The organism is Streptomyces sp. NPDC086147 (assembly GCF_040702165.1).
Lineage (GTDB): Bacteria > Actinomycetota > Actinomycetes > Streptomycetales > Streptomycetaceae > Streptomyces.
Genome location: NZ_JBFBJO010000015.1, coordinates 92,104 through 115,818 on the forward strand (window position 1 = coordinate 92,104; position 23,715 = coordinate 115,818).

Genomic DNA, 23,715 nt, shown 5'->3' on the forward strand with positions numbered 1-23,715 from the left:
GTCGATACGGCCCTCGATCAGGCCCTGCTCGCGCAGTCTGCTCACCCGCGCCCGCGCGGTACGGCGCGGCACACCGAACCGCTCGCCGTCCCTTCGCCGCCCGGACCCCGCGCACCGGCGGCGGGAGGCGCCCGCCGGCGAGAACCCGCGGTGCGAGCCGGACCGACGGGTCTCAGATCGTCCGTACCGACATCGCGTACGACCGGCCGTTGCACACCTCCAGATGTCCGACCTCGGCCTCCAGGGCCTCCTTCGGCACCTCGGGGCTCTCGGAGAACAACTGCACGTCCACGGTCCCGTCGGTGATCTCCCATACCCCGGCGACCCGCCCCCGGTACACCACCACGGGCGTGATCCAGCCGGACGTACGGCTCACCGCCTTGCGCCGCTCCGCCCGCAGGATGCGCGTGTCGGACGTGCCCGGCCCCAGCACGTACTGGTCGAACCCGGCCAGCAGCCGCACCTCCTCCGACGGTCCGGTCGCCGCCAGTGCGTCCACGTCCTCGGCGCGCATGTAGCACGCCGTTCCGTCCACCTCCACCTGCGTCAGTTCCTCGCCGAGCGAGGCGAACCAGCCCCTCACCACCGTTTTGCGGTGCGCGTTCCGCGTCAGCCAGGCGTCGAAGGTCTGCGGGGTCGCCGGTCCGTGCGCCCCGAGATAGGCGGGGATCACGGTGCGGGCCGCCTCCGCCGGTTCGATCGTCCCGGTCCAGCCGGGCACCCGGTCGCGCGGCGAGGCGAAGGTGATGCGGTTCCCCCGGTTCGGCCCGTGGCACAGCCTTCCCGTCCAGGCCAGCGGCTTGAGCACCGTCCCCCAGCCGGACGTCAGCTGCGCCTCCATGTCGGCGAACCGGTCGTGGGCGACCAGGGCCTCGGTGAGTTCCTGACGGGTGAGGGTCCTGCCGGCGAGGATCTCGTCGACGGCCTCGCCGAGAGCCGTCATCTGCGTCGGCGTGACCCCGAACGTGCGTTGCCAGGCCGGCTTCTCCCAGGTACGCGCCGCGGCCATCAGGGAGAGGCAGGCCGCCACGTGATCGGCCGCCACGAGGTGCAGCGTGCCCCGCATGACCCAGGTCTTGACCACTTCGCGGGCCTCCAGCGCCTTCTCCACGGCGCCGGCCTTCGGTTTCCGCTGTCGGGTGGCGAGGGCGAGCTCTGCGGACGAGGCCACCTGCGCCTGCACTCCCGCGAGCTCCCGCACCAGCTCCGCGACGGAAGCCGTCCGCCGGGGAGCGAGGCTCTGCCGCCGCAGCCGCCAGGCGAGTACCTGATCCTGAGTCACCTGCATGAGCGCTCCTCGGCATAGGTCGTAGATCGCCTGCCATCCTGCCCGAACGGGGCATCGGGAAGCGCCCGTTCCGCCGGTGAGCAGCAGAGTTCCCGCCGCCCCGGCCGAACCGGACGAACGCGGCCCACGCCGCTTCGCAGCGCGACCGGATCTTCGAGAACGTCGTGTGGGTCATGCCTCCATGCAACCCGGTGCCTCGGACATCGGGGGCATCGGCGACGAATCTGTGGATAACTTGAAAGGCGGTCAGATGCCTCGATCCATGAGTTATCCACAGGGGTTTCGGATTTCGGAAGAACGCGAGAACGTCCTCGTCATGAACACGAATCACCACGAAACCAACGGACCCTCCCGTACCCAGCAGATCACCCTGCGCGGCCCGGCCGAACTGGCCGACGCCCTGCCGTTCATGCTGGGCTTCCACCCCACCGACTCCGTCGTCCTGGTCGCCCTCCACGGCGAACGCGGCCGCTTCGGCGGTCGGATCAGGCTCGGCATCCCGAGCTCGCCCCGCGAATGGGCGTCCACCGCCGACCACCTCGCCGAGTGCCTCGTCGAAGGAGGCGCCCGGGCCGGCGCCCGCCCGGACGGCATCGTCGTCTTCCTCTGCCAGGACCCGGCCCCCGGCGAGACGGGCCGCCGTGTCATGGAGCGGCTGCGCCCCTTCTCCCAGCGACTGCGCATCGCCTGTGGAGCCCTTGACATCCCCGTCTACGAAGCCATCTGCATCTCCGACGGCCTCTACTTCTCCTACTGTTGTCCCGACGTGCGCTGCTGCCCGCCCGACGGCACTCCGCTCGCGCTCAGCGGCACGACGGTGATGGCGGCGACCGCCACGTACGCCGGAGTGCGACTGCGGGGCTCCCTGCGGGACATGGAAGCCCGGCTGAAGCCGGCCGGCGGAGCCGGGGAGGAAGAGCAGCGGGCCGCGCTCGACGCGGCCGCGGCCTCGATCGTCCCCCGGATCCTCGAAGGCGCCGAAGACCGGGGGCGTACGGAGCTGCGTGAGGAGACCCTGCGCGTCGCCCGCGAGATCCTCCGCCGCTTCGCCACCCCGAACACTCCGAAGTCCCCGAAACCACGGGCGAACCCGCCGGGCGTGTCCATTCCCGGAAAGACCGTCGCCGACACGGCCGAGGGCGACGCGGCCGACGACGCCCTGATCACGCCCGACGAGGCCGCCGCGCTGATCATCGGCCTCCAGGACCGGGTCACCCGGGACCGCGCCGCCGAATGGATGGAAGGCTGGGAGGGCACCGCGGCCCTGCGGCTCTGGCGCGTGCTGGCCCGGCGCTGCGTCACGCCCTACCAGGAGCACGCCGCCGCACCCCTCACCCTCGCGGGCTGGACGGCCTGGTCCACCGGTGACGAGCCGACGGCCAGGGTCGCCCTCGGGCTCGCGCTCGAAGCCGACCCCGAGTACGTCTTCGCCCAGCTGCTCCACCAGGCGTGCAACGAGGGACTCGACCCCGAATCGCTCCGCTCCTGCCTGAGGGGCGAGCGGGACTCCCGGACCGCCCCGGAGCAGGTCGTCCCGGCGTCCTCCCGGCGGATCCGGATGCGCGCCTCCCATCGGCAGGGCGCCCGCCCGGCCCTGGGCAGGGCCGGGCGGCAGACCGGAACGCGGGACCGGCGGACGGCGGCCGGAGTCCGGCCCGGCGGGCCCGCCGCCGACCGGCCGGGAGGCGGCTCCCCGCGCCACGGCGGACCGCGCGGAACCAGGAGCGACCGATGACGGCCGTGACCCGGCCGCCCGCGGACGCGTTCAGCTCTCTGACGGAGACGCACGCACCGTGCCGCCGACATTCCGCCGGCCGCCCGGCCCGCACAGAGAGCATCCCTTACCCGCCATGGCCTCCAGCCCCGTTCCGACCCCAGGCCGCCCCGCCCCCGGCGCCGTGCTCCCGCGCGCGACAAGCCCGGTGGAGCTCCCCTCGGTGCACGGAGCGCTCGTCTGCGTCGCCCTGCCCGCCCTCGCCGTCTGCGCCGAGCACGGCCAGCTCACCGGCGAGGGACCGGAAGGCGTGTACGCGGCGGGACGGCGACTCCTCTCCCGCAGTGTCCTGCGGGTGGCGGGCCGGGAGCCCGTCGCCCTCCAGGGCCGCATGGCGTCCGCCGACCGGGCGGTGTTCCTCGGCGTCCTGCGCGTCCCCGGAGAAGCGGGACCAGACCCCGGTCTCACCGTCGAACGCACACGGAGTGCCGACGGCACCGAAGGGATCACCCTGCGCAGCGCCGCCGCCCGCTCCCTCAAGCTCCCCGTGGAAATCGCTCTGGGAACGGATCTCGCGGACCTGGGCGCGGTGGCGACCGGCAGGCCCGGACCCGAACTCACGGCGAGCGTCCACGGAACCGGACTGCGCTGGACCGGGAGCGACGGGCGGTCCGCCGTCGTCACCGCGGATCCGGCGCCCATGGACTCCCTGGCGGCGGCGGGAGTCCTGCGCTGGGAGGCCGAGTTGGCTCCCGGAGCCGCGTTCACGATCCGGCTCCGGGTACGAGGAGAGGCAGGGGCCCGTCCTACGGGCGCCCCGGGGGCGGGCCCCGGCCGACCGGGCGGCCATCTCCTCGCCGAGGTCCGGGCCGAGGCCGACGACCCACGTGTCGGAGAACTGCTGCGCACCTCCGTCGAGGACCTGCGGGCCCTGCTCCAGCGCACCCCGGAGCACCCCGCGGACGTGTACCTCGCCGCCGGCGTCCCCTGGCGCTGCGGACCGGTCACCGCCGAAGCGCTCTGGGCGGCCCGGATGGCCCTCCCCCTCGGCACCCGGCTCGCCGCCACCACCCTGCGCGCCGCCGGACGCACCCAACTCCCCGGAAAAGCAACGGAGTCAGGACGTCTCACCGGGCCCCTCAGAGACGCGGGTCCGGGCCTTCCACCCCGCTGCACGGGCATCGAGGCCACGCTCGCCTTCCCGGTCGTGCTCGCCGAGGCCCGTCGCTGGGGACTGCCGTCGACGGACTCGGAGGAACTGCTCCCCGTCGCGGAGCGCTGCCTCGACTGGCTGCGCCGCGCCGTCGGAGCGGACGGTCTCGTGCCGGACCCGGGGCCCGCCGGACCCCGGCGGGCCGAGACGCAGGCGCACGCTCACCGGGCGGCCCTGCTCGGCGCGGACCTCCTCGACGCCTGCGGAAGACCCGGCGGCGACGCGCTGCGCGACACGGCGAGGACGCTGCGCGAGCGGTTCCGGCGCGCGTTCTGGACCGACGACGGCGCGGGCGGCGGTCCCGTCCTCGCCCGTACGGCGGACGGCCGGACCTGGCACCGGCCGGGCGGTTGGGCGGCGCATCTGCTCGACACCGGGCTCCTGGGCGGCGGCCGGTACGCGCAGGGCCTGCTGGACGGGGCGGAGACCGAAAGGGTGACCCGGCTGCTCGGCAGCCCGGCCCTCGACTCCGGCTGGGGGCTGCGGGGCCTGGGCACCAGAGAACCGGACCACAACCCCTTCGGCCACCGGACGGGCGTGGTCCGGACCCACGACACGGCGGTTGCCGTGGCCGGTCTCACCGCCGCGGGGTACGGAAGGGAGGCCGCCTCCCTGTTGCGGGGACTGCTCGGCGCGGCGGAGGTCTTCGGTCACCGGCTCCCCGAGATGTACGCGGGGGAACAGCGGACGGCGGGCGGACGCCCGGTGCCCCACCCGGCCGCGTGCCGGCCGGCGGCCGTCGCGGCCGCCGGGGCGGTACACGCACTTCTCGCCCTCGCCGGGATCCGGCCCGACGTGCCAGGCCGGTCCGTCTCGGTGCACCCGCCGGCCTCCGCGCCCCTCGGAGCGCTCCGCCTGTCGGGGCTCGTGGTCGCGGGCGAGCCGTTCGCCGTGCGGGTGAGCGGGCTCGGTCTCGGTATGGTCGAGCAGGCCGCGGACGGTCTTCAACTGGGGGTGTGACGGAATGGCGGGTACGGACACGAGGGACGCTTCGCCGCACGCCGGGGAGCATGCCGGGGAAGTCGTCGCCGAAGATCCCGCGGGGCGTGTTTATCGTCAGGAAGACGACTATGATCGCGGCATGCCTCCCTACGACCCGTCGGCCTTTCCGCCCTTCGCCGTCACCGTCGACCTGGTCGTGCTCACCGTGCGGCGCCACGCGCTCTGCACCCTGGTCGTACGGCGCGGAGAGACACCGTTCCAGGGGCGTTGGGCCCTGCCCGGCGGCTTCGTGCGGGCGGAGGAAGACCTCGGTGCCGCGGCGGCGCGCGAGCTGGTCGAGGAGACCGGCCTCTGCGCGTACGATCCGAACGCCCCGGCACCCGTGCCGAGCAACGGCGCGCACCTGGAGCAGCTGGCGACGTACGGGGCGCCCGACCGTGATCCCCGGATGCGCGTGGTGAGCGTCGCGCACCTGGCCCTCGCGCCGGACCTGCCCGCGCCCAGGGCAGGCGGCGACGCCAACAGTGCCCGCTGGGCCCCCGTCGAAGAACTGCTCGTGGAGGACGCGGCCGCCGGTGCCGAGGGCAGGGGAGCGGGAACGCTCGCCTTCGACCACTCCCGGATCCTTGCCGACGGGGTGGAGCGCGCCCGTTCCAAGATCGAGTACTCCTCCCTGGCCACGGCCTTCTGTCCGCCGGAGTTCACGGTCGGAGAGCTGCGGCGCGTCTACGAGGCGGTCTGGGGCGTGGCCCTGGATCCGCGCAACTTCCACCGCAAGGTGACCGGCACGCCCGGCTTCCTGGTTCCGGCCGGTGGCACCACGACCCGTCAGGGAGGGCGTCCCGCCCAGCTCTTCAGGGCAGGTGGGGCGACCCTCCTCAACCCGCCCATGCTGCGCCCCGAGGTCTGAGGGCAGGGACATCCGGCGCCCAGAGCCCCAACCCTGCGCGGAAAGTCCGAAATGTAGCGTTATCTTGCTGCGGTAGCGCCGCCCTGCCGCGGAGCGGTGTCACCTACCGCGAGAGAAGCGATGCTCCAGGCAATCGGACTGACCAGCACTCCCCGCAGCGATCGCCCGCCCGCCGTGGACGATCTGTCCTTCGAGGCCCGGCCGGGCGCCGTGACCGCCCTCCTCGGCTCCTCGGGCTCCGGCAAGACCACCGCCCTCCGGCTCATGCTCGAACTCGAGCCGGGGCGCGGGATCACCTACTTCCGCGGTCGGCCGCTGCACCGCATCGCCCACCCCCACCGCGAGGTCGGCGTGCTTTTCGGCGACGTCCCCGGCCACCCCTCCCGCACGGTTCGGAGCCAGCTCCGGATGCTCTGCGCCGCCACGGGGGCCCCGGTCTCACGCGCCGAGGGGCTGCTGCGGAGCGTGGGCCTCACTGGCCTGGACCGCCGGTCGATCGGCAGCCTGCCGATCGGCGCGGACCGCCGACTCGGCCTCGCCTCGGCCCTGTTGGGCGCACCCCACACGCTTCTGCTCGACGAGCCGGGCGCCGGTCTCTCCGCCTCCGAGAGCGCGTGGCTGTACGGCTTCCTGCGCGTCCACGCCTCCGAGGGGGGCACGGTGCTCTACACCACGGCGGACCCCAAGGACGCCGCCCGCAACGCCGACCGGGTCGTCACCCTCGACGGAGGTCGGCTCGTCGCCGCCCAGGAGGCCGTCGAGTTCGCCCGCACCCGGCTGCGCCCCCGGGTCACCGTCCGCACCCCGCACGCCGCGCGTCTGGCCGCGGCCGTGACCCAGGAGGCGAGGGCCGCCCGCCGGCCGGTCGAGGCGGTCGCGGAGGGCGGCAACCGGCTGTCCGTCTACGGCAGCGACTGCGCGTCCGTCGGGGACACGGCCTTCCGACACGGCGTACCGGTCCACCATCTCGCGGACGAGACGGGCGACACCGGTGTGACCGGTGCACCCGGTATCGATGTCGGCATGGGGGACGAGCGAAGCGCCGAGGGGGAGGGCGCCACCGGCGGGGAAAACGCCGCTGGACCAAGCTCCACCGCCACTGCCACCGCCACCGCGTCCGGGTCCGCGTCCGGGTCCACGTCACGAGGCGTCGTCGGCTCGCCCCCCTCCACCGTCGCCCATGGCGACCCGACGGAGCAGCCGGTCGTCGCCCGGCGGCCGATGCGCTCGCCCCTGCGCCCGCTCCGTTACGAGGTCCGCCGGCTCCTGGGCGTGCCGTCCACGCCGCTCGTCGTGGCGGGCGTCCTCCTCGTCTCCGTGACGCTCGCCCTGCTCCTCGGGCGGGGGGGCCGCACCGCGCTGCCCGCCGTCCTCGCCGGCTGGCCGGCGATCTCCCCACTGCCGCCCGCCGCCCTGGGCGCCGGACTGCTCGGTGCCTTCTCCTTCGCGGAGGAGTACCGCTACCCCGCGCTCACCACGGGCCGCGGAGCCGTACCCCGCAGGCCGGGCCTGCTGCTCGCGAAGCTCGCCGTGGCCGCGGCCGTCGCCCTCGTGCTCGGGACGCTCGTCGTGGCGGTCGATCTGGGGGCCCTGCGGCTCTTCTACGGAGCCGAGTTGATCCCCGTACCGCGTAAATGGCCGACGTTCTGCGCGAATTGGCTGGGCCTGCTCGTCGGTTGCGCCTGGGCCGGAGTGCTCGGGGCCGGAGTGTTCCGGGCCGCCGCGGCCGGGATGGCGGCCGTCCTCGCCGTACCGGTCGCCTTCGTGCCGCTGTTGCAGAAGGTGCTGACGGGGCCGTCGGTGCGGTCGGCCGCCGGACTCCCGGCGCGGCTGCGCGAGTTCGCGGGACCGCACTGGACTCCGGCCGTGGACCGCTGGCTGACCGGGGGGCTGCGCGTGCTCGGGCAGCCCGCAGGAGTAGCGCTCTCCCTGACGTTGACGGGATTGTTCTGCGCTTATCTGCTCACCGGCCTTCGCCGCAGAGCCCGTTGGTGACCATGCGCGGACCGAAAGGTTCCGGGTCGCCGCCAACTGCCGTGCAATACGGGTGTTATGTCCTATTTATCGTCAATTGTGTAAGGGGTGCCGATCACCCTTTCGTGTGCTTTTCACCAAAGACCTCAAGGGGTGCGGAGGCAGCGCCGACAAAGGATGCGTGAGTACCCTTGCGCACACCATGATGACCGCCGCCCGCTCCGTCGACTCCGGCCTCGGCGCCACGGGCGATCTCGACCGCTACCCCTACGCGGAGACCCCCGCCGCCGGGCGCGTGGGTCCGCCCTCCTGGGAGGGGGTGGAAACCGACCTGGGCCGCGTCGGCCGCAGGAGCGCGGGCAGCCGAGGGCGCGGGCTGCACGGTCAGCTCGTCCAGCAGCTCGGCCAGATGATCGTCTCCGGCGACCTCGGAGCCGACCGTCCGCTCGTTCCCGAGGAGATCGGCCAGCGGTTCGAGGTCTCGCGCACCGTCGTGCGCGAGTCGCTCCGCGTCCTCGAGGCCAAGGGGCTCGTCAGCGCCCGCCCCAACGTCGGCACCCGGGTCAGGCCCGTCAGCGACTGGAACCTCCTCGACCCCGACATCATCGAGTGGCGCGCCTTCGGCCCGCAGCGGGAGGACCAGCGTCGCGAGCTGAACGAGCTGCGCTGGACGATCGAGCCCCTGGCTGCCCGCCTCGCCGCCGGACACGGCCGCGAGGACGTGCAGCAGCGCCTCGCCGACATGGTCGAGATCATGGGCCACGCGTTCGCCCAGGGGGACGCCGTCACCTTCTCCCGGGCCGACACCGAGTTCCACTCCCTCCTCATCCAGCTCGCGGGGAACCGCATGCTGGAGCACCTCTCCGGCATCGTCGCCGCCGCGCTCCAGGTCTCCGGCGGCCCCGTCACCGGCTGCGACCGGCCGAGCGACGCCTGCCTCGCCCACCACGCCCGGATCGCGGACGCGCTCGCCGCCGGCGACGCGCAGGGCGCCGAGGCCGCCATGCGGCAGCTGCTCACGGTCCACCCCGAGGTGGAGCGTGTCGTCCCGGCCCCCCGCGAACACTGACCCGCGAGCCGTGGCCGGGAGCGGGGGGCGCGCGCCGCGTGCCACCGGACCCGGGCGCCGCTCGGGCCCGGCGGGCCCGCTCGCGGGCGGCCCCCGGGAAGCGGCGGCGTGAATGTACGCTGATCGGTAGATAGGGGAGTTTTGCCCCGAACGAGGTGTGACTCGGGCCACGAAGATTGGGCGTAACACTCCTCCGACCCGTGCGATGACCTAAGAGGTGACAGCCGAGGAAGGAATACAGCAGCCGACGAAGGCGCTGTGCAGTTCCCCGGTCCAGCCCGCGCCGTCGGCACATCCCCGTCGACGGTCGTCGGCTCCAGCCCGATCCAGGGCGGGGCCGGAAGCCGTTTCCATCGTTCCGAGAGGTTGTTCGTGTCGGCCAGCACATCCCGTACGCTCCCGCCGGAGATCGCCGAGTCCGAGTCTGTGATGGCGCTCATCGAGCGGGGAAAGGCTGATGGGCAGATCGCCGGCGATGACGTGCGTCGGGCCTTCGAGGCTGACCAGATTCCGCCAACCCAGTGGAAGAACGTTCTGCGCAGCCTCAATCAGATCCTCGAGGAAGAGGGTGTGACGCTGATGGTCAGTGCAGCGGAGTCGCCGAAGCGCGCCCGCAAGAGCGTCGCAGCGAAGAGCCCGGCCAAGCGCACCGCCACCAAGACCGTCACCGCCAGGGCGACCGTGACGAAGTCCGCCGTCCCGGCCGCGGCCTCCGCCGCCGAGGGCGCCGACCCGGCCGACGAGGCCGGTTCGGCCGCCAAGAAGGCGGCCGCGAAGAAGACCGTCGCCAAGAAGACGACGGCCAAGAAGACCGTCGCCAAGAAGACGACGGCCAAGAAGACCGCGTCCAAGAAGGACTCCGAGGAGCTCGTCGAGGGCGAGGAGCTGCTCGAGGACGTCGCTCCCGGCAAGGGTGAGGACGAGGAGACCGAGGGCGAGACCAAGGGCTTCGTCCTGTCCGACGAGGACGAGGACGACGCTCCGGCGCAGCAGGTCGCGGTCGCCGGCGCCACCGCCGACCCGGTCAAGGACTACCTCAAGCAGATCGGCAAGGTCCCGCTGCTCAACGCCGAGCAGGAGGTCGAGCTCGCCAAGCGCATCGAGGCCGGCCTGTTCGCCGAGGACAAGCTCGCCAACTCGGACAAGCTCGCGCCGAAGCTCAAGCGCGAGCTGGAGATCATCGCCGAGGACGGCCGCCGGGCCAAGAACCACCTCTTGGAGGCCAACCTCCGTCTGGTGGTCTCGCTGGCCAAGCGCTACACCGGCCGCGGCATGCTCTTCCTGGACCTGATCCAGGAGGGCAACCTGGGTCTGATCCGCGCCGTCGAGAAGTTCGACTACACCAAGGGCTACAAGTTCTCCACGTACGCCACCTGGTGGATCCGTCAGGCGATCACCCGCGCCATGGCCGACCAGGCCCGCACCATCCGCATCCCGGTGCACATGGTCGAGGTCATCAACAAGCTCGCGCGCGTGCAGCGCCAGATGCTCCAGGACCTGGGCCGCGAGCCCACCCCGGAGGAGCTGGCCAAGGAACTCGACATGACCCCGGAGAAGGTCATCGAGGTCCAGAAGTACGGCCGCGAGCCGATCTCCCTCCACACCCCGCTGGGTGAGGACGGCGACAGCGAGTTCGGCGACCTCATCGAGGACTCCGAGGCGGTCGTCCCGGCCGACGCGGTGAGCTTCACGCTCCTCCAGGAGCAGCTGCACTCCGTCCTCGACACGCTCTCCGAGCGCGAGGCGGGCGTCGTCTCGATGCGCTTCGGCCTCACCGACGGCCAGCCGAAGACGCTGGACGAGATCGGCAAGGTCTACGGCGTGACGCGAGAGCGGATCCGTCAGATCGAGTCGAAGACGATGTCGAAGCTCCGTCACCCGTCGCGTTCGCAGGTGCTGCGCGACTACCTCGACTGACGCGACCGGCACGCTCGCCCTCGTACGGATCCGAAGATCCGTACGAGGCACATAGCGGTACACCGAAGGGCCCGGCTCCCCGAAAGGGGGAGCCGGGCCCTTCGGGTGTGCGCCGCGGCTCCGGGTGCTGGACGCTGGGTGAAGCGACATCACCGGAGAGTCAGGAGGCTCCATGCGTGGTTCCCTCACCCGAGCATTGACGGGTGCTCTGGGACTGATCACCGCGGCGGCGGGACACCTCGCCCTCGCCGCCCCCGTGGCCGCCGACAGCGTCGTGGTGGGCGGTCGGCAGGTCGGGATCGTGGACGCGCCGTGGGTCGTGGCGCTGTCCAGCCGTGACCGGTTCGGGGGTATGCGGGCGGGACAGTTCTGCGGAGGCGTGGTCGTCGCCCCCACCAAGGTCCTCACCGCGGCCCACTGCCTGGGCCGGGAGGTGCTCGGCGGCGAGCCGTGGGAGGTGCGCGACTTCGCGGTCATCGTCGGCCGCGCCTCGCTGCGCGGTCAGGGCGGCCAGGAGGTACGGGTCTCCGACACCTGGATCAATCCCGACTACGACCCGACGACCAACTCGGGCGACCTGGCGGTCCTGACGCTGGTGAGCGCGCTGCCGGAGTCGTACGTGATCGGTGTCGCCCGCGAGGGGGACACCGCGTACGCGCCCGGGACGGCCGCGGACGTCTACGGCTGGGGAGACACGAGCGGCAGGGGGAACTACGCCTCCGCGCTGCGGACGGCGCGTGTCCAGGTGCTGCCGGACACGGCGTGCGAGCGGGCGTACCCGGGTGGTTCCGGAGTCCGGTACCAGGGCGCCACGATGGTGTGCGCGGGCGACCCGCAGGGCGGCAAGGACGCGTGCCAGGGGGACAGCGGAGGCCCGCTGGTGGCCGAGGGGCTCCTCATCGGCCTGGTGTCCTGGGGCAGCGGCTGCGGCGAGGCGGAGAACCCGGGCGTCTACACGCGCGTCTCGACGGTGCTGCCGGAGCGCTTCTGAGACGTCCCCGAAGGCTCCCTGGCGCTCGGGCTCCGGAGCATCTCGGGGTAGACCCGGAAGCGCCGCCGGGGCGCCGCCGGATACGAGAACGGGCGGTCACTCCCCGCAGCGCGGGGGTGACCGCCCGCCGTCCGGTCAGTGACCGGCCCTGGGCTCGTCGTGGATGCGGGGCGTCAGTGCTCGTCGCCCACGGTGCGGGCCGGCACGTCGGTCAGCCGGTCCGTCTCATCCTGTATCTCAACGGCGATCTTCTTGAGTTCCGGCTCGAACTTACGTCCGTGGTGGGCGCAGAAGAGCAAGTCACCTCCGCTGGTCAGAACGACACGCAGGTAAGCCTGGGCGCCGCAGCGGTCGCAGCGGTCAGCGGCCGTCAGGGGGCTCGCGGGGGTCAGAACAGTAGTCACGTCGCCTCTTCTCTAGCTCGACGAGCTGTCGTACCAGGGTCAACATCCAACCAGGCCGGAAACGTTCCCGCTCGTGGCTTTTCCTTGAAACTTCTTCCCAAGGTGGCTGTCTGCTGCCGGTTGGCGGCGAATGAGCCGTATTGCGTCGCTCTACGGATTTCGCATGGCTTGTCTCGGTCAGGCCCTCCCGGCGGTTGCCGGTTGTTGATGAGGACGTGCCCGGAGCCTAAATGGTTCATGCCTGGAAGGGAACGTGATGTTCACGTCACCCGATCGAGGGATCGAACACGCATACGACTCTGGACTAGCATGAGGAACCGGGGAGGGTGGCGTGACAACGGCTCTACCAGGCATCGGTACCCTCTGAAGCCGGTGACCGACGCCGGGCCTTACCCATCGGGCCAGATTTCAAATTCAGCGAGGAGCGAACCGCGTGACCGCCGAGACGTCCGTGCCGTCCAGTGCGCTGCTGACCGCAGACCGTGACGGTTCCAACTACACCGCGCGGCACCTGCTCGTACTGGAAGGGCTCGAAGCGGTCCGCAAGCGCCCCGGCATGTACATCGGGTCCACCGACAGCCGCGGCCTGATGCACTGCATCTGGGAGATCATCGACAACTCGGTCGACGAGGCCCTCGGCGGCTACTGCGACCACATCGAGGTCGTCCTCCACGAGGACGGCTCCGTCGAGGTCCGGGACAACGGCCGGGGCATCCCGGTCGACGTCGAACCGAAGACCGGGCTCTCGGGCGTCGAGGTCGTCATGACCAAGCTGCACGCCGGCGGAAAGTTCGGCGGCGGGTCGTACGCGGCGTCCGGCGGTCTGCACGGCGTCGGCGCCTCCGTGGTCAACGCCCTGTCGGCCCGCCTCGACGTCGAGGTCGACCGGAACAGCGCGACCCACTCGATCAGCTTCCGCCGCGGCGTCCCCGGCGTCTTCACCGAGCAGGGCCCCGACAGCCCCTTCGACCCGGCCAACGGCCTCCGCAAGGGCAAGCGGATCCCCAAGAACCGCACCGGGACCCGCGTCCGCTACTGGGCGGACCGGCAGATCTTCCTCAAGGACGCCAAGCTCTCCCTGGAGACGCTCCACCAGCGCGCCCGGCAGACCGCCTTCCTCGTGCCCGGCCTCACCATCGTCGTCCGCGACGAGCGGGACCTGGAAGGGGTCGGCAAGAGCGAGGAGACCTTCCGCTTCGACGGGGGCATCAGCGAGTTCTGCGAGTACCTCGCGCAGGACAGGGCCGTCTGCGACATCCAGCGCCTCACGGGGCAGGGCACCTTCAAGGAGACCGTCCCGGTCCTCGACGAGCGCGGCCACATGACCCCGACCGAGGTCACCCGCGAGCTCGTCGTCGACGTCGCCCTGCGCTGGGGCACCGGCTACGACACCACGGTCAAGTCCTTCGTCAACATCATCGCCACCCCCAAGGGCGGCACCCACGTCTCCGGCTTCGAGCAGGCCGTCACCAGGACGGTGAACGAGGTGCTGCGCTCGGCCAAGATGCTGCGCGTCGCCGAGGACGACGTCGTCAAGGACGACGCCCTGGAGGGGCTCACGGCCGTCGTGACCGTGCGCCTCGCGGAGCCGCAGTTCGAGGGCCAGACCAAGGAGGTCCTCGGCACCTCCGCCGCCCGCCGGATCGTGGCGAACGTGGTGGCCAAGGAGCTCAAGGCCTTCCTCACCTCCACCAAGCGGGACGCCAAGGCACAGGCCCGTGCCGTCCTGGAGAAGGCCGTCGCCGCGGCCCGTACCCGGATCGCGGCCCGCCAGCACAAGGAGGCGCAGCGCAGGAAGACCGCGCTCGAGTCCTCCTCCCTGCCGGCCAAGCTGGCCGACTGCCGCAGCGACGACGTGGAGCGCAGCGAGCTCTTCATCGTCGAGGGCGACTCGGCCCTCGGCACGGCGAAGCTCGCCCGCAACAGCGAGTTCCAGGCCCTGCTGCCGATCCGCGGCAAGATCCTGAACGTCCAGAAGTCGTCCGTCGCGGACATGCTCAAGAACGCCGAGTGCGGCGCGATCATCCAGGTCATAGGAGCGGGCTCGGGCCGTACTTTCGACATCGACGCGGCCCGCTACGGCAAGGTCATCATGATGACCGACGCCGATGTCGACGGGTCCCACATCCGCACGCTGCTGCTCACCCTCTTCCAGCGGTACATGCGACCCATGGTCGAGGCGGGGCGGGTCTTCGCGGCCGTTCCCCCGCTGCACCGCATCGAGCTCGTCCAGCCGAAGCGGGGCCAGGACAAGTACGTCTACACCTACTCGGACAACGAGCTGCGGCAGACCCTGCTGGAGTTCCAGCGCAAGGGGGTCCGCTACAAGGACTCCATCCAGCGCTACAAGGGCCTGGGCGAGATGGACGCCGACCAGCTGGCAGAGACCACGATGGACCCGCGCCACCGCACCCTGCGCCGGATCAACATCGGCGATCTGGAGGCCTCGGAGCAGGTCTTCGACCTCCTCATGGGCAATGACGTCGCGCCCCGCAAGGAGTTCATCACCAGCTCGGCGGCGACCCTCGACCGCTCGCGCATCGACGCCTGAGGAATTCGACCCCCGGGCGGAGCCGAACGCTCCGCCCGGGGGCCGTGCGGTACGCATATCAGCACGGTTTTGTCAGGCCACCCGGGAAAAGAGTCACCTGATGAGGTGAAGTCGGGGAGGAGAAGAGTCCGGGAAGTTCCCGCTCTGTCCATCCTTGTGCACGCGGCCGAAACGGTTCGCTGACAAGGAGAGTTGGACCGGTGGAGCAGGTGGACAAGCAGGAGGGGCGCGGCGCTTCGGCGGTGCCGGTCGACGACCCCTGGGACGACGCGCCGACCGCCGGCCCGGGCGGGCACGCGGAGGCCGGGGCGACCGGCGACGGCCGCTTGGGCGCGGTGCCGCGCCAGCGGGTCGCCAGCGCGGCGGAGATCTATCTGGAGGTCCAGCGGAGCCCCGCCTTCCAGGAAGTGCGCCGCCGCTACCGCCGGTTCGTCTTCCCCGCCACCCTCGCCTTCCTGGCCTGGTACCTCGCCTATGTCGTGGCGGCGACCGCCGCGCCGGGGCTCATGGCCCGGCCGGTCGCCGGAGCGGTGAACGTGGCGATGGTCGCGGGCCTCGGCCAGTTCCTCACCACCTTCCTGCTGACCTGGGCGTACGCGCGCCACGCCCGGCTGCGCAGGGACCGGGCGGCCCTTGAACTGCGCTGGGACACGCAGGAGATGACCCGAGGGGCGGTGCGGCGATGACCGGAGACCACCAGACCCTGGCCCTCGTGCTGTTCAGCGTCTTCGTCGCCGTGACCCTGGGCATCACCACCTGGGTGAGCCGCAGCCGACACGGCTCGGCGGAGGAGTTCTACGCCGGGGGGCGCCTCTTCTCGCCCCTGGAGAACGGCTTCGCCATCGCCGGCGACTACATGTCGGCGGCGTCCTTCCTCGGCATCTCCGGCCTGATCGCGCTCTACGGCTACGACGGCATGCTGTACTCCGTCGGATTCCTCGTCGCCTGGCTCGTCGTCCTCCTGCTCGTCGCCGAACTGGTCCGCAACTGCGGGCGGTTCACCCTGGCCGACGTCGTCGCCGCGCGGATGGCCGAGCGCCCCGTGCGGATCGCCGCCGGAACGTCCTCGGTGGCCGTCTCCGTGCTCTACCTGGTGGCGCAGATGGTGGGCGCCGGAAGCCTGGTCGCGCTGCTCCTCGGCGGCACCAGCGAGGCGGCCCGCTCCTGGACGGTGATCGGGGTGGGCGCGCTGATGGTGATCTACGTGTCGCTCGGCGGCATGCGGGCCACCACCTGGATCCAGATCGTCAAGGCGGTCCTGCTCATGGCGGGCACGGTCGCGCTCAGCGTCCTCGTCCTGTTCCGCTTCCACGGCGACGTGAACAGCCTGCTCTCCGCCGCGGCCGAACGCAGCGGCCACGGCCTCGACTTCCTCGCCCCCGGGCTCCGCTACGGCGGGGACTGGACGGCCCGCCTCGACTTCATCAGCCTCGGCCTCGCCCTGGTCCTGGGCACCGCCGGCCTGCCGCACATCCTGTCGCGCTTCTACACCGTGCCGACCGCCCGCGCCGCCCGCCGCTCCGTCGTCTGGTCCATCGGACTCATCGGCAGCTTCTACCTGATGACGATCGTGCTCGGCTTCGGCGCGGCCGCCCTGATCGGCCCCGACGAGGTCCGGGCCTCCAACGCGGCCGGGAACACCGCCGTACCGCTGCTCGCGCTCGACCTCGGGGGCGGCGCGGGCTCCACCGGGGGCACGGTGCTCTTCGCGGTCGTCGCCGCCGTCGCTTTCGCGACCATCCTCGCCGTCGTCGCGGGGATCACCCTCGCCTCCTCGGCCTCCGTCGCCCACGACCTGTACGCCTCGCTGCGCCGCAAGCACGCGAAGCAGTACAGCGAGGTGGCCGTGGCCCGGGTCGCCGCGGTGGTGATCGGCGCCGCCGCGATCGGCCTCGGACTGCTCGCCAGCGACCTCAACGTGGCCTTTCTCGTCGGCCTGGCCTTCGCCGTCGCGGCCTCCGCCAACCTGCCGGTGCTGCTCTACTCTCTGTTCTGGCGGAAGTTCACCACCAGGGGCGCGGTCTGGTCGGTGTACGGCGGGCTGGTCCCGGCCGTCCTGCTCGTCCTGGTCTCGCCGGTCGTCTCCGGCAGCCCCGAGTCGCTGTTCCCCGGCGTCGACTTCCACCTCTTCCCGCTGCAGAACCCGGGCGTGGTCTCCATCCCGCTCGGCTTCCTCGCCGGATGGATCGGCACGGTCACCTCGACCGAGCCGCCCGACGAGGCGCGGCACGCGGAGACCGAGGTCCGGGCGCTGACCGGCGCGGGAGCGGTCTGATCCGCACGGAGAAGGCCCGGCCGGGGTCAGGCGGTGGGCGGTGAGCTCGCCCAGGCGTACCGGTGCTCGGGGCGGCCCGTCTCCCCGTACCGGAGCGAGAGGCGCACCCGGCCGGTCCGTTCCAGGAGCTTGAGGTAGCGCTGTGCGGTCTGGCGGCTGACGCCGGACCGCTCGGCGATCTCCTGCGCGGACAGCGGTCCGTCGGCGGCGAGCAGCACCTGCCGGACCAGTTCGGCCGTGGTGGGGGAGTGCCCCTTCGGCAGGTCGGGGGCGACGGAGCCCGCCGCCAGGACCCCGAAGATCCGGTCCACCTCGGCCTGTTCGGCCTCGCCCCCGCCCTCCAGGGTGCGGCGGAGCGTCGCGTACGCCTCCAGCTTCCCGCGCAGGCCGGCGAAGTTGAACGGCTTGACCAGGTACTGGAGGGCGCCGTGCCGCATCGCCGCCTGCACGGTGGCCACGTCCCGGGCCGCCGTCACCATGATCACGTCGCACTGGTGGCCGCGCGCGCGGAGCTTCCGTACCGCCGCGAGGCCGTTCTCGTCCGGCAGGTAGTGGTCCAGGAGGACCAGGTCCACCGGCCGCTCGTCCAGGACGGCGAGCGCCTCGGCGGTCGAATGGGCGGTGGCGGCGACCCGGAAGCCGGGCACCTTGGCGACGTAGGCGGCGTTGATCCGCGCCACCCGCACGTCGTCGTCCACCACGAGCACGTCGATGAGCACGTCGGTCATCGCACCTCCTCGACGGGTTCCGGGGCGGCCGGGACGCCGGGCGGGGCGTCGCTCAGGGCGTCGGGGAGGACGACGGTGAACTCCGCTCCGCCGCCGGGGCCCCCGGTCACGGTCGCGGTGCCGCCCCGGCGCTCGGCGAGCCGGCGCACCAGGGCGAGGCCGAGCCCCCGCTTCCCGTGGGACGGCAGGGCCTTCGTCGTCCAGCCCTCGGTGAAGATCAGCTCGCGCCGTTCCTCCGGCACCCCCGGGCCGCTGTCCGAGACCCGCAGCACGACCGTACGGCCCTCGGAGCGGAAGGAGACGCCGACGCGGGCGTCCGGGGTGCCGGCGGCCGCGTCCAGGGCGTTGTCGACCAGGTTGCCGACGACGGTGACCAGCTCGCGCGGGTCGACCAGCCGGTCCGGCAGCAGCGAGTCCGGCGCGAGCCGCAGCGAGACGCCGCGCTCGGCGGCGACGGTGGCCTTGCCGACGAGCAGCGCGGCCAGGAGAGGATCGTGGACCTTCTCGGTGACCTGCTCGGCGGTGGCCCGGTGCACCCCGACCACCTCGGTGACGAACTCCGCCGCCTCCTCGTGCATCTCCAGCTCCAGGAGGCCGAGGAGGGTGTGCATCCGGTTGGCGTGCTCGTGGTCCTGGGCGCGCAGGGCGTCGATGAGGCCCCGGGTGGCGTCCAGCTCACGGCCGAGGTGCTCCAGCTCGGTGCGGTCGCGGAGGGTCGCCACCGCGCCGCCGTCGTCCGTGGGCATCCGGTTGGCGATCAGCACCCGGTTGCCCCGGACCGTGACCAGGTCCTCGCCGGTGACCCGGCCCGCCAGGACGTCGGCGGTGCGGCCCCGGCCGAGGACCTCGTCGAGCGGCCGCCCCGCCGCCTCGGGGCCGAGGCCGAGGAGCCGCTGCGCCTCGTCGTTCATGAGCCGCACGGAGCCGTTGCGGTCCAGGGCCACCACGCCCTCCCGGATGCCGTGCAGCATGGCCTCCCGCTCCGCGAGGAGCGCGGAGATGTCGGAGAACGCCAGGTCGTGTGTCTGCCGCTGGAGCCGCCGGGAGATCAGGTACGCGGCCAGGGCCCCGGCCGCGAGCGCGCCGCCCGCGTAGGCGAGGAGACCGGGGATCGCGCCGAGGAGCCGGTCGCGGACGCTGTCGTACTCGATGCCGACGGAGACCGCCCCGACGGTCCGCCCGTCCGCGTCGCGCAGCGGCACCTTGCCGCGCGCCGACCGGCCGAGCGTGCCGCTGTCGATCTCCATGACCTCCCGCCCGGACAGGGCCGCGCTCGGGTCGGTGGAGACGACCCTGCCGATCTGCACGGGGTCGGGGTGCGACCAGCGCACCCCGCGCACGTCCATGACGACGACGTACTCGGCGCCCGTGGAGGTCCTGACCCGCTCGGCCTCCTCCTGCACCGGGCCCCGCGCGGACGGCGGGCCGCCGGTGAGGTCGGCGGCGAGCCGGGGCGAGGCGGTCGTCCCGGCGATGGCCAGGGCCCGCCGCATGGCCTGGTCGTCGAGCTGGGCGCTCAGCGGGGCCAGGAAGAGGCTGGTGGCGAGGACGGTCACCCCGGTCGCGACGGCCAGCTGCATCAGCAGGACCTGCGAGAACACCCGCCGGGGCCACCCGAACCGCCGACGGCGCGTGAGGGGGCGCGGGGATCCGGTCCGTACGGGGTTCATGCCCGAAAAGGTACGGGGACACGCCCCGGCACCGGAAATGAGCGGCGGACGGGAGCGGAGGCGGGAGGGCGTGCGGCGCCGGAGCGGGGGTAGGTCCCAGGGGACCGAAGCCCGTCCCGGGGCACCCGCCCCGAGGGGCCTGAACCCGTCCCGAGGCACCCGCCCCAGGGAACCGAAACCCGCCCCGAAGCACCCGCCCCACGACACCCGACCCGCCCACACGCGCCCGCTCCGTCCCGGAAGCCCGTCGTGGGCCCGTGGCCCGCCTATCCTGGGCCTTTCCCGCGGGGCGGCGCGCCGTGGGCACCACGACCGAGCACGACCGGAGGCACGTCCCTTGACCACGCAGCAGATCCCCGTCGTCGTCCTGGCAGGGTTCCTCGGGGCCGGGAAGACCACGCTCCTCAACCATCTGCTGCGCAGCGCCCGGGGCACCCGCATCGGGGTCATGGTCAACGACTTCGGCGACATCGGCATCGACGCGATGACCGTCGCCGGCCAGGTCGGCTCCACCGTCTCCCTCGGCAACGGCTGCCTGTGCTGCGCCGTCGACGCCGGTGAGCTCGACGAGTACCTGGAGGTCCTGACCCGGCCCGAGTCCCGGCTCGACGTGATCGTGATCGAGGCGAGCGGACTCGCGGAGCCGCAGGAGCTGGTCCGCATGGTGCTCGCCAGCGAGAACGAGCGGATCGTGTACGGAGGGCTCGTCGAGGTCGTCGACGCGGCCGAGTTCGGGGCCACCCGGCAGCGGCACCCCGGGACCGACCGGCACCTGGCCGTCGCCGACCTCGTGGTCGTCAACAAGGCCGACCGGGTCTCCGCCGACGAGCTGCGGAGCGTACGGGAGACGGTGGCGGAACTCGCCGGACGTGCCGCAGTGATCGAGGCCTCCCACGGGCGCGTCGATCCGGAACTGCTCTTCGACCGGGTCGCGCCGGACGGCGAGATCGAGGGCCAGATGTCGATCGAGGACGTCCTGTACGGCTCCGACGAGGCCGACCACCCGCACGCGTCCTACGAGACCGTCTCGCTGACGGCCTCGACGCCGCTCCACCCGCGCCGCCTGATGACGTTCCTCGACTCCCGCCCCGAAGGCCTCTACCGGATCAAGGGCTTCATCGACCTCGGCACCGCCGACCCGGCCAACCGCTACGCCGTGCACGCCGTCGGACGCTTCCTGCGCTTCTACCCGCAGCCCTGGCCCGCAGGCGAGGAGCGCCTCACCCAGCTCGTCCTGATCGGCTCCGGCGTCGACGCGGCCGGTCTGCGCAAGGAGCTTGCCGCCTGCGAGCTGAACGGCCCGCAGGACGTGCCCGACGAGGCCGGCATGTGGGGTCTCCTGCGGTACGTGCCCCAGACGGAGGAGGAGCCGGAGGAGACCCTGTTCTAGGGCCTGTCCGGCAGATCATGGCCGGGTCCTATCCGACCCTGATCCGCCGGACAGGCCCTAGGCCTCCTCCGGCTCCCGTTCCCCACAGGTCCTAGCTGGCCGGGCCCGCCAGTACCTCCACCGGCTTCGGCAGCGGGGTGCCCGAGCCGTCGCGGCGGGGGTCGATCTCCGGGAGGTCGACCGGGGTGCCGTTCTTCTGGGCGGCGCGGACCGGGGTGGTGCCCGCCCAGGCCAGGATCAGGACGTCCTCGCCCTTCAGGAAGCGCTGGCAGCGGACGCCGCCGGTCGCGCGGCCCTTGCGCGGGTACTGGTCGAAGGGCGTCAGCTTCGCCGACGTACCGGCGGAGGCGTCCAGGGCGCCCGTGGAGCCCGCGACCGTGAAGACCACCGCGTCCGCCGCCGGGTCGACCGCCGTGAACGAGAGGACCTCGGCGCCCGCGGTGAGCTTGACGCCCGCCATGCCGCCCGCGGGCCGGCCCTGGGGCCGCACCTGGGACGCCGGGTAGCGCAGCAGCTGGGCGTCGGAGGTGATGAAGACCAGGTCCTCCTCGCCCGTCCGCAGCTCGGTCGCGCCGACGATCCGGTCACCGTCCCTGAGGGTGATGACCTCCAGCTCGTCCTTGTTCGCCGGGTAGTCCGGCACCACCCGCTTCACCACGCCCTGGAGCGTGCCGAGGGCGAGCCCCTGCGAGGTCTCTTCGAGCGTGGTCAGGCAGACCACCGTCTCGTCCGCCTCCAGGGAGAGGAACTCCGACAGCGGCGCGCCACCCGCCAGGTTCGGCGTGGACGCGGTGTCCGGCAGCCGGGGCAGGTCGATCACCGAGATCCGCAGCAGCCGGCCGGCCGAGGTCACCGCGCCGACCTCGCCGCGCTGGGTGGCGGCCACCACGGACACGATCACGTCGTGCTTGACCCGCTTCGCGTCCGGCTCGGTGGGGGGCAGCGCCTCCGTCGCCGTACGGGCCAGCAGACCGGTCGAGGAGAGCAGCACCCGGCACGGGTCGTCCGCGACCTGGAGGGACGTGGCCGCGACGGGCGTGCCGGCCGATTCGAGCAGGACGGTCCGGCGGTCCGTGCCGAACTTCTTGGCGACCGCGGCCAGCTCGGCCGAGACCATCTTCCGCAGCTCCGCGTCGGACTCCAGGATCCCGGTCAGCTCGTCGATCTCGCCGTTGAGGCGGTCGCGCTCGCCCTCCAGCTCGATCCGGTCGAACCTGGTGAGGCGGCGCAGCGGGGTGTCCAGGATGTACTGCGTCTGGATCTCGCTCAGGGAGAAGCGCTCCATCAGGCGCTCCTTGGCCTGCGCGGAGTTGTCGCTCTCCCGGATGAGGCGGATGACCTCGTCGATGTCGAGCAGCGCCACGAGCAGGCCCTCGACCAGGTGGAGCCGGTCGCGCTTCTTGGTGCGGCGGAACTCGGAGCGGCGGCGGACCACCTCGAAGCGGTGGTCGAGGTAGACCTCCAGAAGCTCCTTGAGGCCGAGGGTGAGCGGCTGCCCGTCGACGAGCGCGACGTTGTTGATGCCGAAGGACTCCTCCATCGGCGTCAGCTTGTAGAGCTGCTCCAGGACGGCCTCGGGCACGAAGCCGTTCTTGATCTCGATGACCAGGCGCAGGCCGTGGCTGCGGTCGGTGAGGTCCTTGACGTCCGCGATGCCCTGGAGCTTCTTGGAGCCGACCAGGTCCTTGATCTTGGAGATGACCTTCTCGGGGCCGACCGTGAAGGGCAGCTCGGTCACGACGATGCCCTTGCGGCGGGCCGTGACGGTCTCCACGGTCGCGGTGGCGCGGATCTTGAAGGAGCCGCGCCCCGACGCGTACGCGTCCTTGATGCCGGAGAGGCCGACGATCCGGCCGCCGGTCGGCAGGTCCGGGCCGGGCACGAAGCGCATCAGCGTCTCGAGGTCGGCGTTCGGGTGCCGGATCAGGTGGCGGGCGGCCGCGACGACCTCGCCGAGGTTGTGCGGGGGCATGTTGGTCGCCATGCCGACCGCGATGCCGGACGCGCCGTTGACCAGCAGGTTCGGGTAGGCGGCGGGCAGCGCCGCCGGCTCCCGCTCCTGGCCGTCGTAGTTCGGCGCGAAGTCGACCGTGTCCTCTTCGATGGACTCGGTCATGAGCAGCGCGGCCGGGGCCATCCGCGACTCGGTGTACCGCATGGCGGCCGGCGGGTCGTCGTTCCCGAGGGAGCCGAAGTTGCCGTGGCCGTCGACGAGGGGGAGGCGCATGGAGAAGGGCTGTGCCATACGGACCATCGCGTCGTAGATCGACGCGTCGCCGTGCGGGTGCAGCTTGCCCATCACCTCGCCGACGACCCGGGCGCACTTCACGAAGCCGCGGTCGGGACGCAGCCCCATCTCGTTCATCTGGTAGACGATGCGGCGCTGGACGGGCTTCATGCCGTCGCGGGCGTCCGGGAGCGCGCGCGAGTAGATCACCGAGTACGCGTACTCGAGGAAGGAGCCCTGCATCTCGTCGACGACGTCGATGTCGAGGATCCTCTCCTCGTACGCGTCGTCCGGCGGCGGTGTCTTCGTGCTGCGGCGGGCCATCGCGGCTGCGGCTCCTTCACCAACAAGGTTGATCTGACGCGGACCATTGTGGACCGTGCCACCGACAACGCCGACCTCGACCCGGAAGAGGGACATCTCCAAGGGACGGGAACTTCGCCAGGTGTCGG

General features: G+C 72.3%; 16 protein-coding genes. 11 read left to right on the forward strand and 5 right to left on the reverse strand.

The window, feature by feature from the left end:
* Positions 1–172 precede the first annotated feature (172 nt).
* Positions 173–1,288, reverse strand: a complete 1,116-nt coding sequence (locus AB0398_RS26500) for a winged helix DNA-binding domain-containing protein (RefSeq protein WP_366378125.1) — start codon at positions 1,286–1,288, stop codon at positions 173–175.
* Between the two features lie 316 nt (positions 1,289–1,604).
* Between AB0398_RS26500 and AB0398_RS26505 the strand changes: the two genes are divergently transcribed.
* The 7 genes from AB0398_RS26505 to AB0398_RS26535 all read left to right on the forward strand — a co-directional run bounded on the left by AB0398_RS26505 (position 1,605) and on the right by AB0398_RS26535 (position 12,018).
* Positions 1,605–3,023, forward strand: a complete 1,419-nt coding sequence (locus AB0398_RS26505) for a DUF4192 domain-containing protein (RefSeq protein WP_366378126.1) — start codon at positions 1,605–1,607, stop codon at positions 3,021–3,023.
* A 115-nt stretch (positions 3,024–3,138) separates the two neighbouring features.
* Positions 3,139–5,175: a glycogen debranching N-terminal domain-containing protein gene (locus AB0398_RS26510; protein WP_366378127.1), complete on the forward strand. Its 2,037-nt coding sequence runs from the start codon at positions 3,139–3,141 to the stop codon at positions 5,173–5,175.
* Positions 5,176–5,296: 121 nt separating this feature from the next.
* Positions 5,297–6,067 (forward strand): NUDIX domain-containing protein, encoded by a 771-nt coding sequence (locus tag AB0398_RS26515; RefSeq protein WP_366378128.1) that lies wholly within the window; start codon positions 5,297–5,299, stop codon positions 6,065–6,067.
* Between the two features lie 120 nt (positions 6,068–6,187).
* The gene (locus AB0398_RS26520) at positions 6,188–8,062 is read left to right on the forward strand and encodes an ABC transporter ATP-binding protein (RefSeq protein WP_366378129.1); all 1,875 of its coding nucleotides are present in this window, start codon (positions 6,188–6,190) and stop codon (positions 8,060–8,062) included.
* A gap of 160 nt (positions 8,063–8,222) precedes the next feature.
* Entirely contained in the window at positions 8,223–9,110 is an 888-nt protein-coding gene (locus AB0398_RS26525; protein ID WP_366378130.1) for a FadR/GntR family transcriptional regulator, read from the forward strand.
* Positions 9,111–9,482: 372 nt separating this feature from the next.
* On the forward strand, positions 9,483–11,027 hold the full coding sequence (locus AB0398_RS26530) for an RNA polymerase sigma factor (protein ID WP_366378131.1): 1,545 nt from the start codon (positions 9,483–9,485) through the stop codon (positions 11,025–11,027).
* A gap of 172 nt (positions 11,028–11,199) precedes the next feature.
* Positions 11,200–12,018, forward strand: a complete 819-nt coding sequence (locus AB0398_RS26535; RefSeq protein WP_366378132.1) for a serine protease — start codon at positions 11,200–11,202, stop codon at positions 12,016–12,018.
* Positions 12,019–12,191: 173 nt separating this feature from the next.
* Here AB0398_RS26535 and AB0398_RS26540 read toward each other — a convergent pair whose 3' ends face one another.
* Complete coding sequence (locus AB0398_RS26540; protein WP_030211728.1) at positions 12,192–12,422, reverse strand: hypothetical protein; 231 nt, start codon at positions 12,420–12,422, stop codon at positions 12,192–12,194.
* A 433-nt stretch (positions 12,423–12,855) separates the two neighbouring features.
* Here AB0398_RS26540 and AB0398_RS26545 point away from each other — a divergent pair, with 433 nt between their 5' ends.
* From AB0398_RS26545 to AB0398_RS26555, 3 genes are all read left to right on the forward strand, one after another.
* Positions 12,856–14,973: a DNA topoisomerase IV subunit B gene (locus tag AB0398_RS26545; RefSeq protein WP_366378133.1), complete on the forward strand. Its 2,118-nt coding sequence runs from the start codon at positions 12,856–12,858 to the stop codon at positions 14,971–14,973.
* Positions 14,974–15,182: 209 nt separating this feature from the next.
* Positions 15,183–15,659: a DUF485 domain-containing protein gene (locus AB0398_RS26550; protein ID WP_366378162.1), complete on the forward strand. Its 477-nt coding sequence runs from the start codon at positions 15,183–15,185 to the stop codon at positions 15,657–15,659.
* Entirely contained in the window at positions 15,656–17,248 is a 1,593-nt protein-coding gene (locus tag AB0398_RS26555) for a cation acetate symporter (protein ID WP_366378134.1), read from the forward strand. The genes AB0398_RS26550 and AB0398_RS26555 overlap by 4 nt, the downstream gene beginning before the upstream one ends.
* Positions 17,249–17,274: 26 nt before the next feature.
* On the opposite strand, the gene AB0398_RS26560 is transcribed toward AB0398_RS26555, so the two are convergent.
* Together AB0398_RS26560 and AB0398_RS26565 are read right to left on the reverse strand one after the other, a co-directional pair.
* Complete coding sequence (locus tag AB0398_RS26560; protein WP_366378135.1) at positions 17,275–17,976, reverse strand: response regulator; 702 nt, start codon at positions 17,974–17,976, stop codon at positions 17,275–17,277.
* A complete protein-coding gene (locus AB0398_RS26565; protein WP_366378136.1) occupies positions 17,973–19,646 on the reverse strand; it encodes a sensor histidine kinase in 1,674 nt (557 codons plus the stop codon). Before AB0398_RS26565 ends, AB0398_RS26560 begins: the two co-directional genes overlap by 4 nt.
* A 337-nt stretch (positions 19,647–19,983) precedes the next feature.
* Between AB0398_RS26565 and AB0398_RS26570 the strand changes: the two genes are divergently transcribed.
* Complete coding sequence (locus AB0398_RS26570; protein WP_366378137.1) at positions 19,984–21,036, forward strand: GTP-binding protein; 1,053 nt, start codon at positions 19,984–19,986, stop codon at positions 21,034–21,036.
* A gap of 91 nt (positions 21,037–21,127) precedes the next feature.
* Here AB0398_RS26570 and AB0398_RS26575 read toward each other — a convergent pair whose 3' ends face one another.
* Positions 21,128–23,587, reverse strand: a complete 2,460-nt coding sequence (locus AB0398_RS26575; RefSeq protein WP_366378138.1) for a DNA topoisomerase IV subunit A — start codon at positions 23,585–23,587, stop codon at positions 21,128–21,130.
* Positions 23,588–23,715 lie beyond the last annotated feature (128 nt).

What these genes read in the sequence shown, in the direction of transcription:
- AB0398_RS26555 (WP_366378134.1), top strand. Translation starts at nt 15,656, where the DNA reads ATGACCGGAGACCACCAGACCCTGGCCCTCGTGCTGTTCAGCGTCTTC.
- AB0398_RS26510 (WP_366378127.1), top strand. Translation starts at nt 3,139, where the DNA reads ATGGCCTCCAGCCCCGTTCCGACCCCAGGCCGCCCCGCCCCCGGCGCC.
- AB0398_RS26560 (WP_366378135.1), bottom strand. Translation starts at nt 17,976, where the DNA reads ATGACCGACGTGCTCATCGACGTGCTCGTGGTGGACGACGACGTGCGG.
- AB0398_RS26500 (WP_366378125.1), bottom strand. Translation starts at nt 1,288, where the DNA reads ATGCAGGTGACTCAGGATCAGGTACTCGCCTGGCGGCTGCGGCGGCAG.
- AB0398_RS26565 (WP_366378136.1), bottom strand. Translation starts at nt 19,646, where the DNA reads ATGAACCCCGTACGGACCGGATCCCCGCGCCCCCTCACGCGCCGTCGG.
- AB0398_RS26535 (WP_366378132.1), top strand. Translation starts at nt 11,200, where the DNA reads ATGCGTGGTTCCCTCACCCGAGCATTGACGGGTGCTCTGGGACTGATC.
- AB0398_RS26515 (WP_366378128.1), top strand. Translation starts at nt 5,297, where the DNA reads ATGCCTCCCTACGACCCGTCGGCCTTTCCGCCCTTCGCCGTCACCGTC.
- AB0398_RS26575 (WP_366378138.1), bottom strand. Translation starts at nt 23,587, where the DNA reads ATGGCCCGCCGCAGCACGAAGACACCGCCGCCGGACGACGCGTACGAG.
- AB0398_RS26520 (WP_366378129.1), top strand. Translation starts at nt 6,188, where the DNA reads ATGCTCCAGGCAATCGGACTGACCAGCACTCCCCGCAGCGATCGCCCG.
- AB0398_RS26505 (WP_366378126.1), top strand. Translation starts at nt 1,605, where the DNA reads ATGAACACGAATCACCACGAAACCAACGGACCCTCCCGTACCCAGCAG.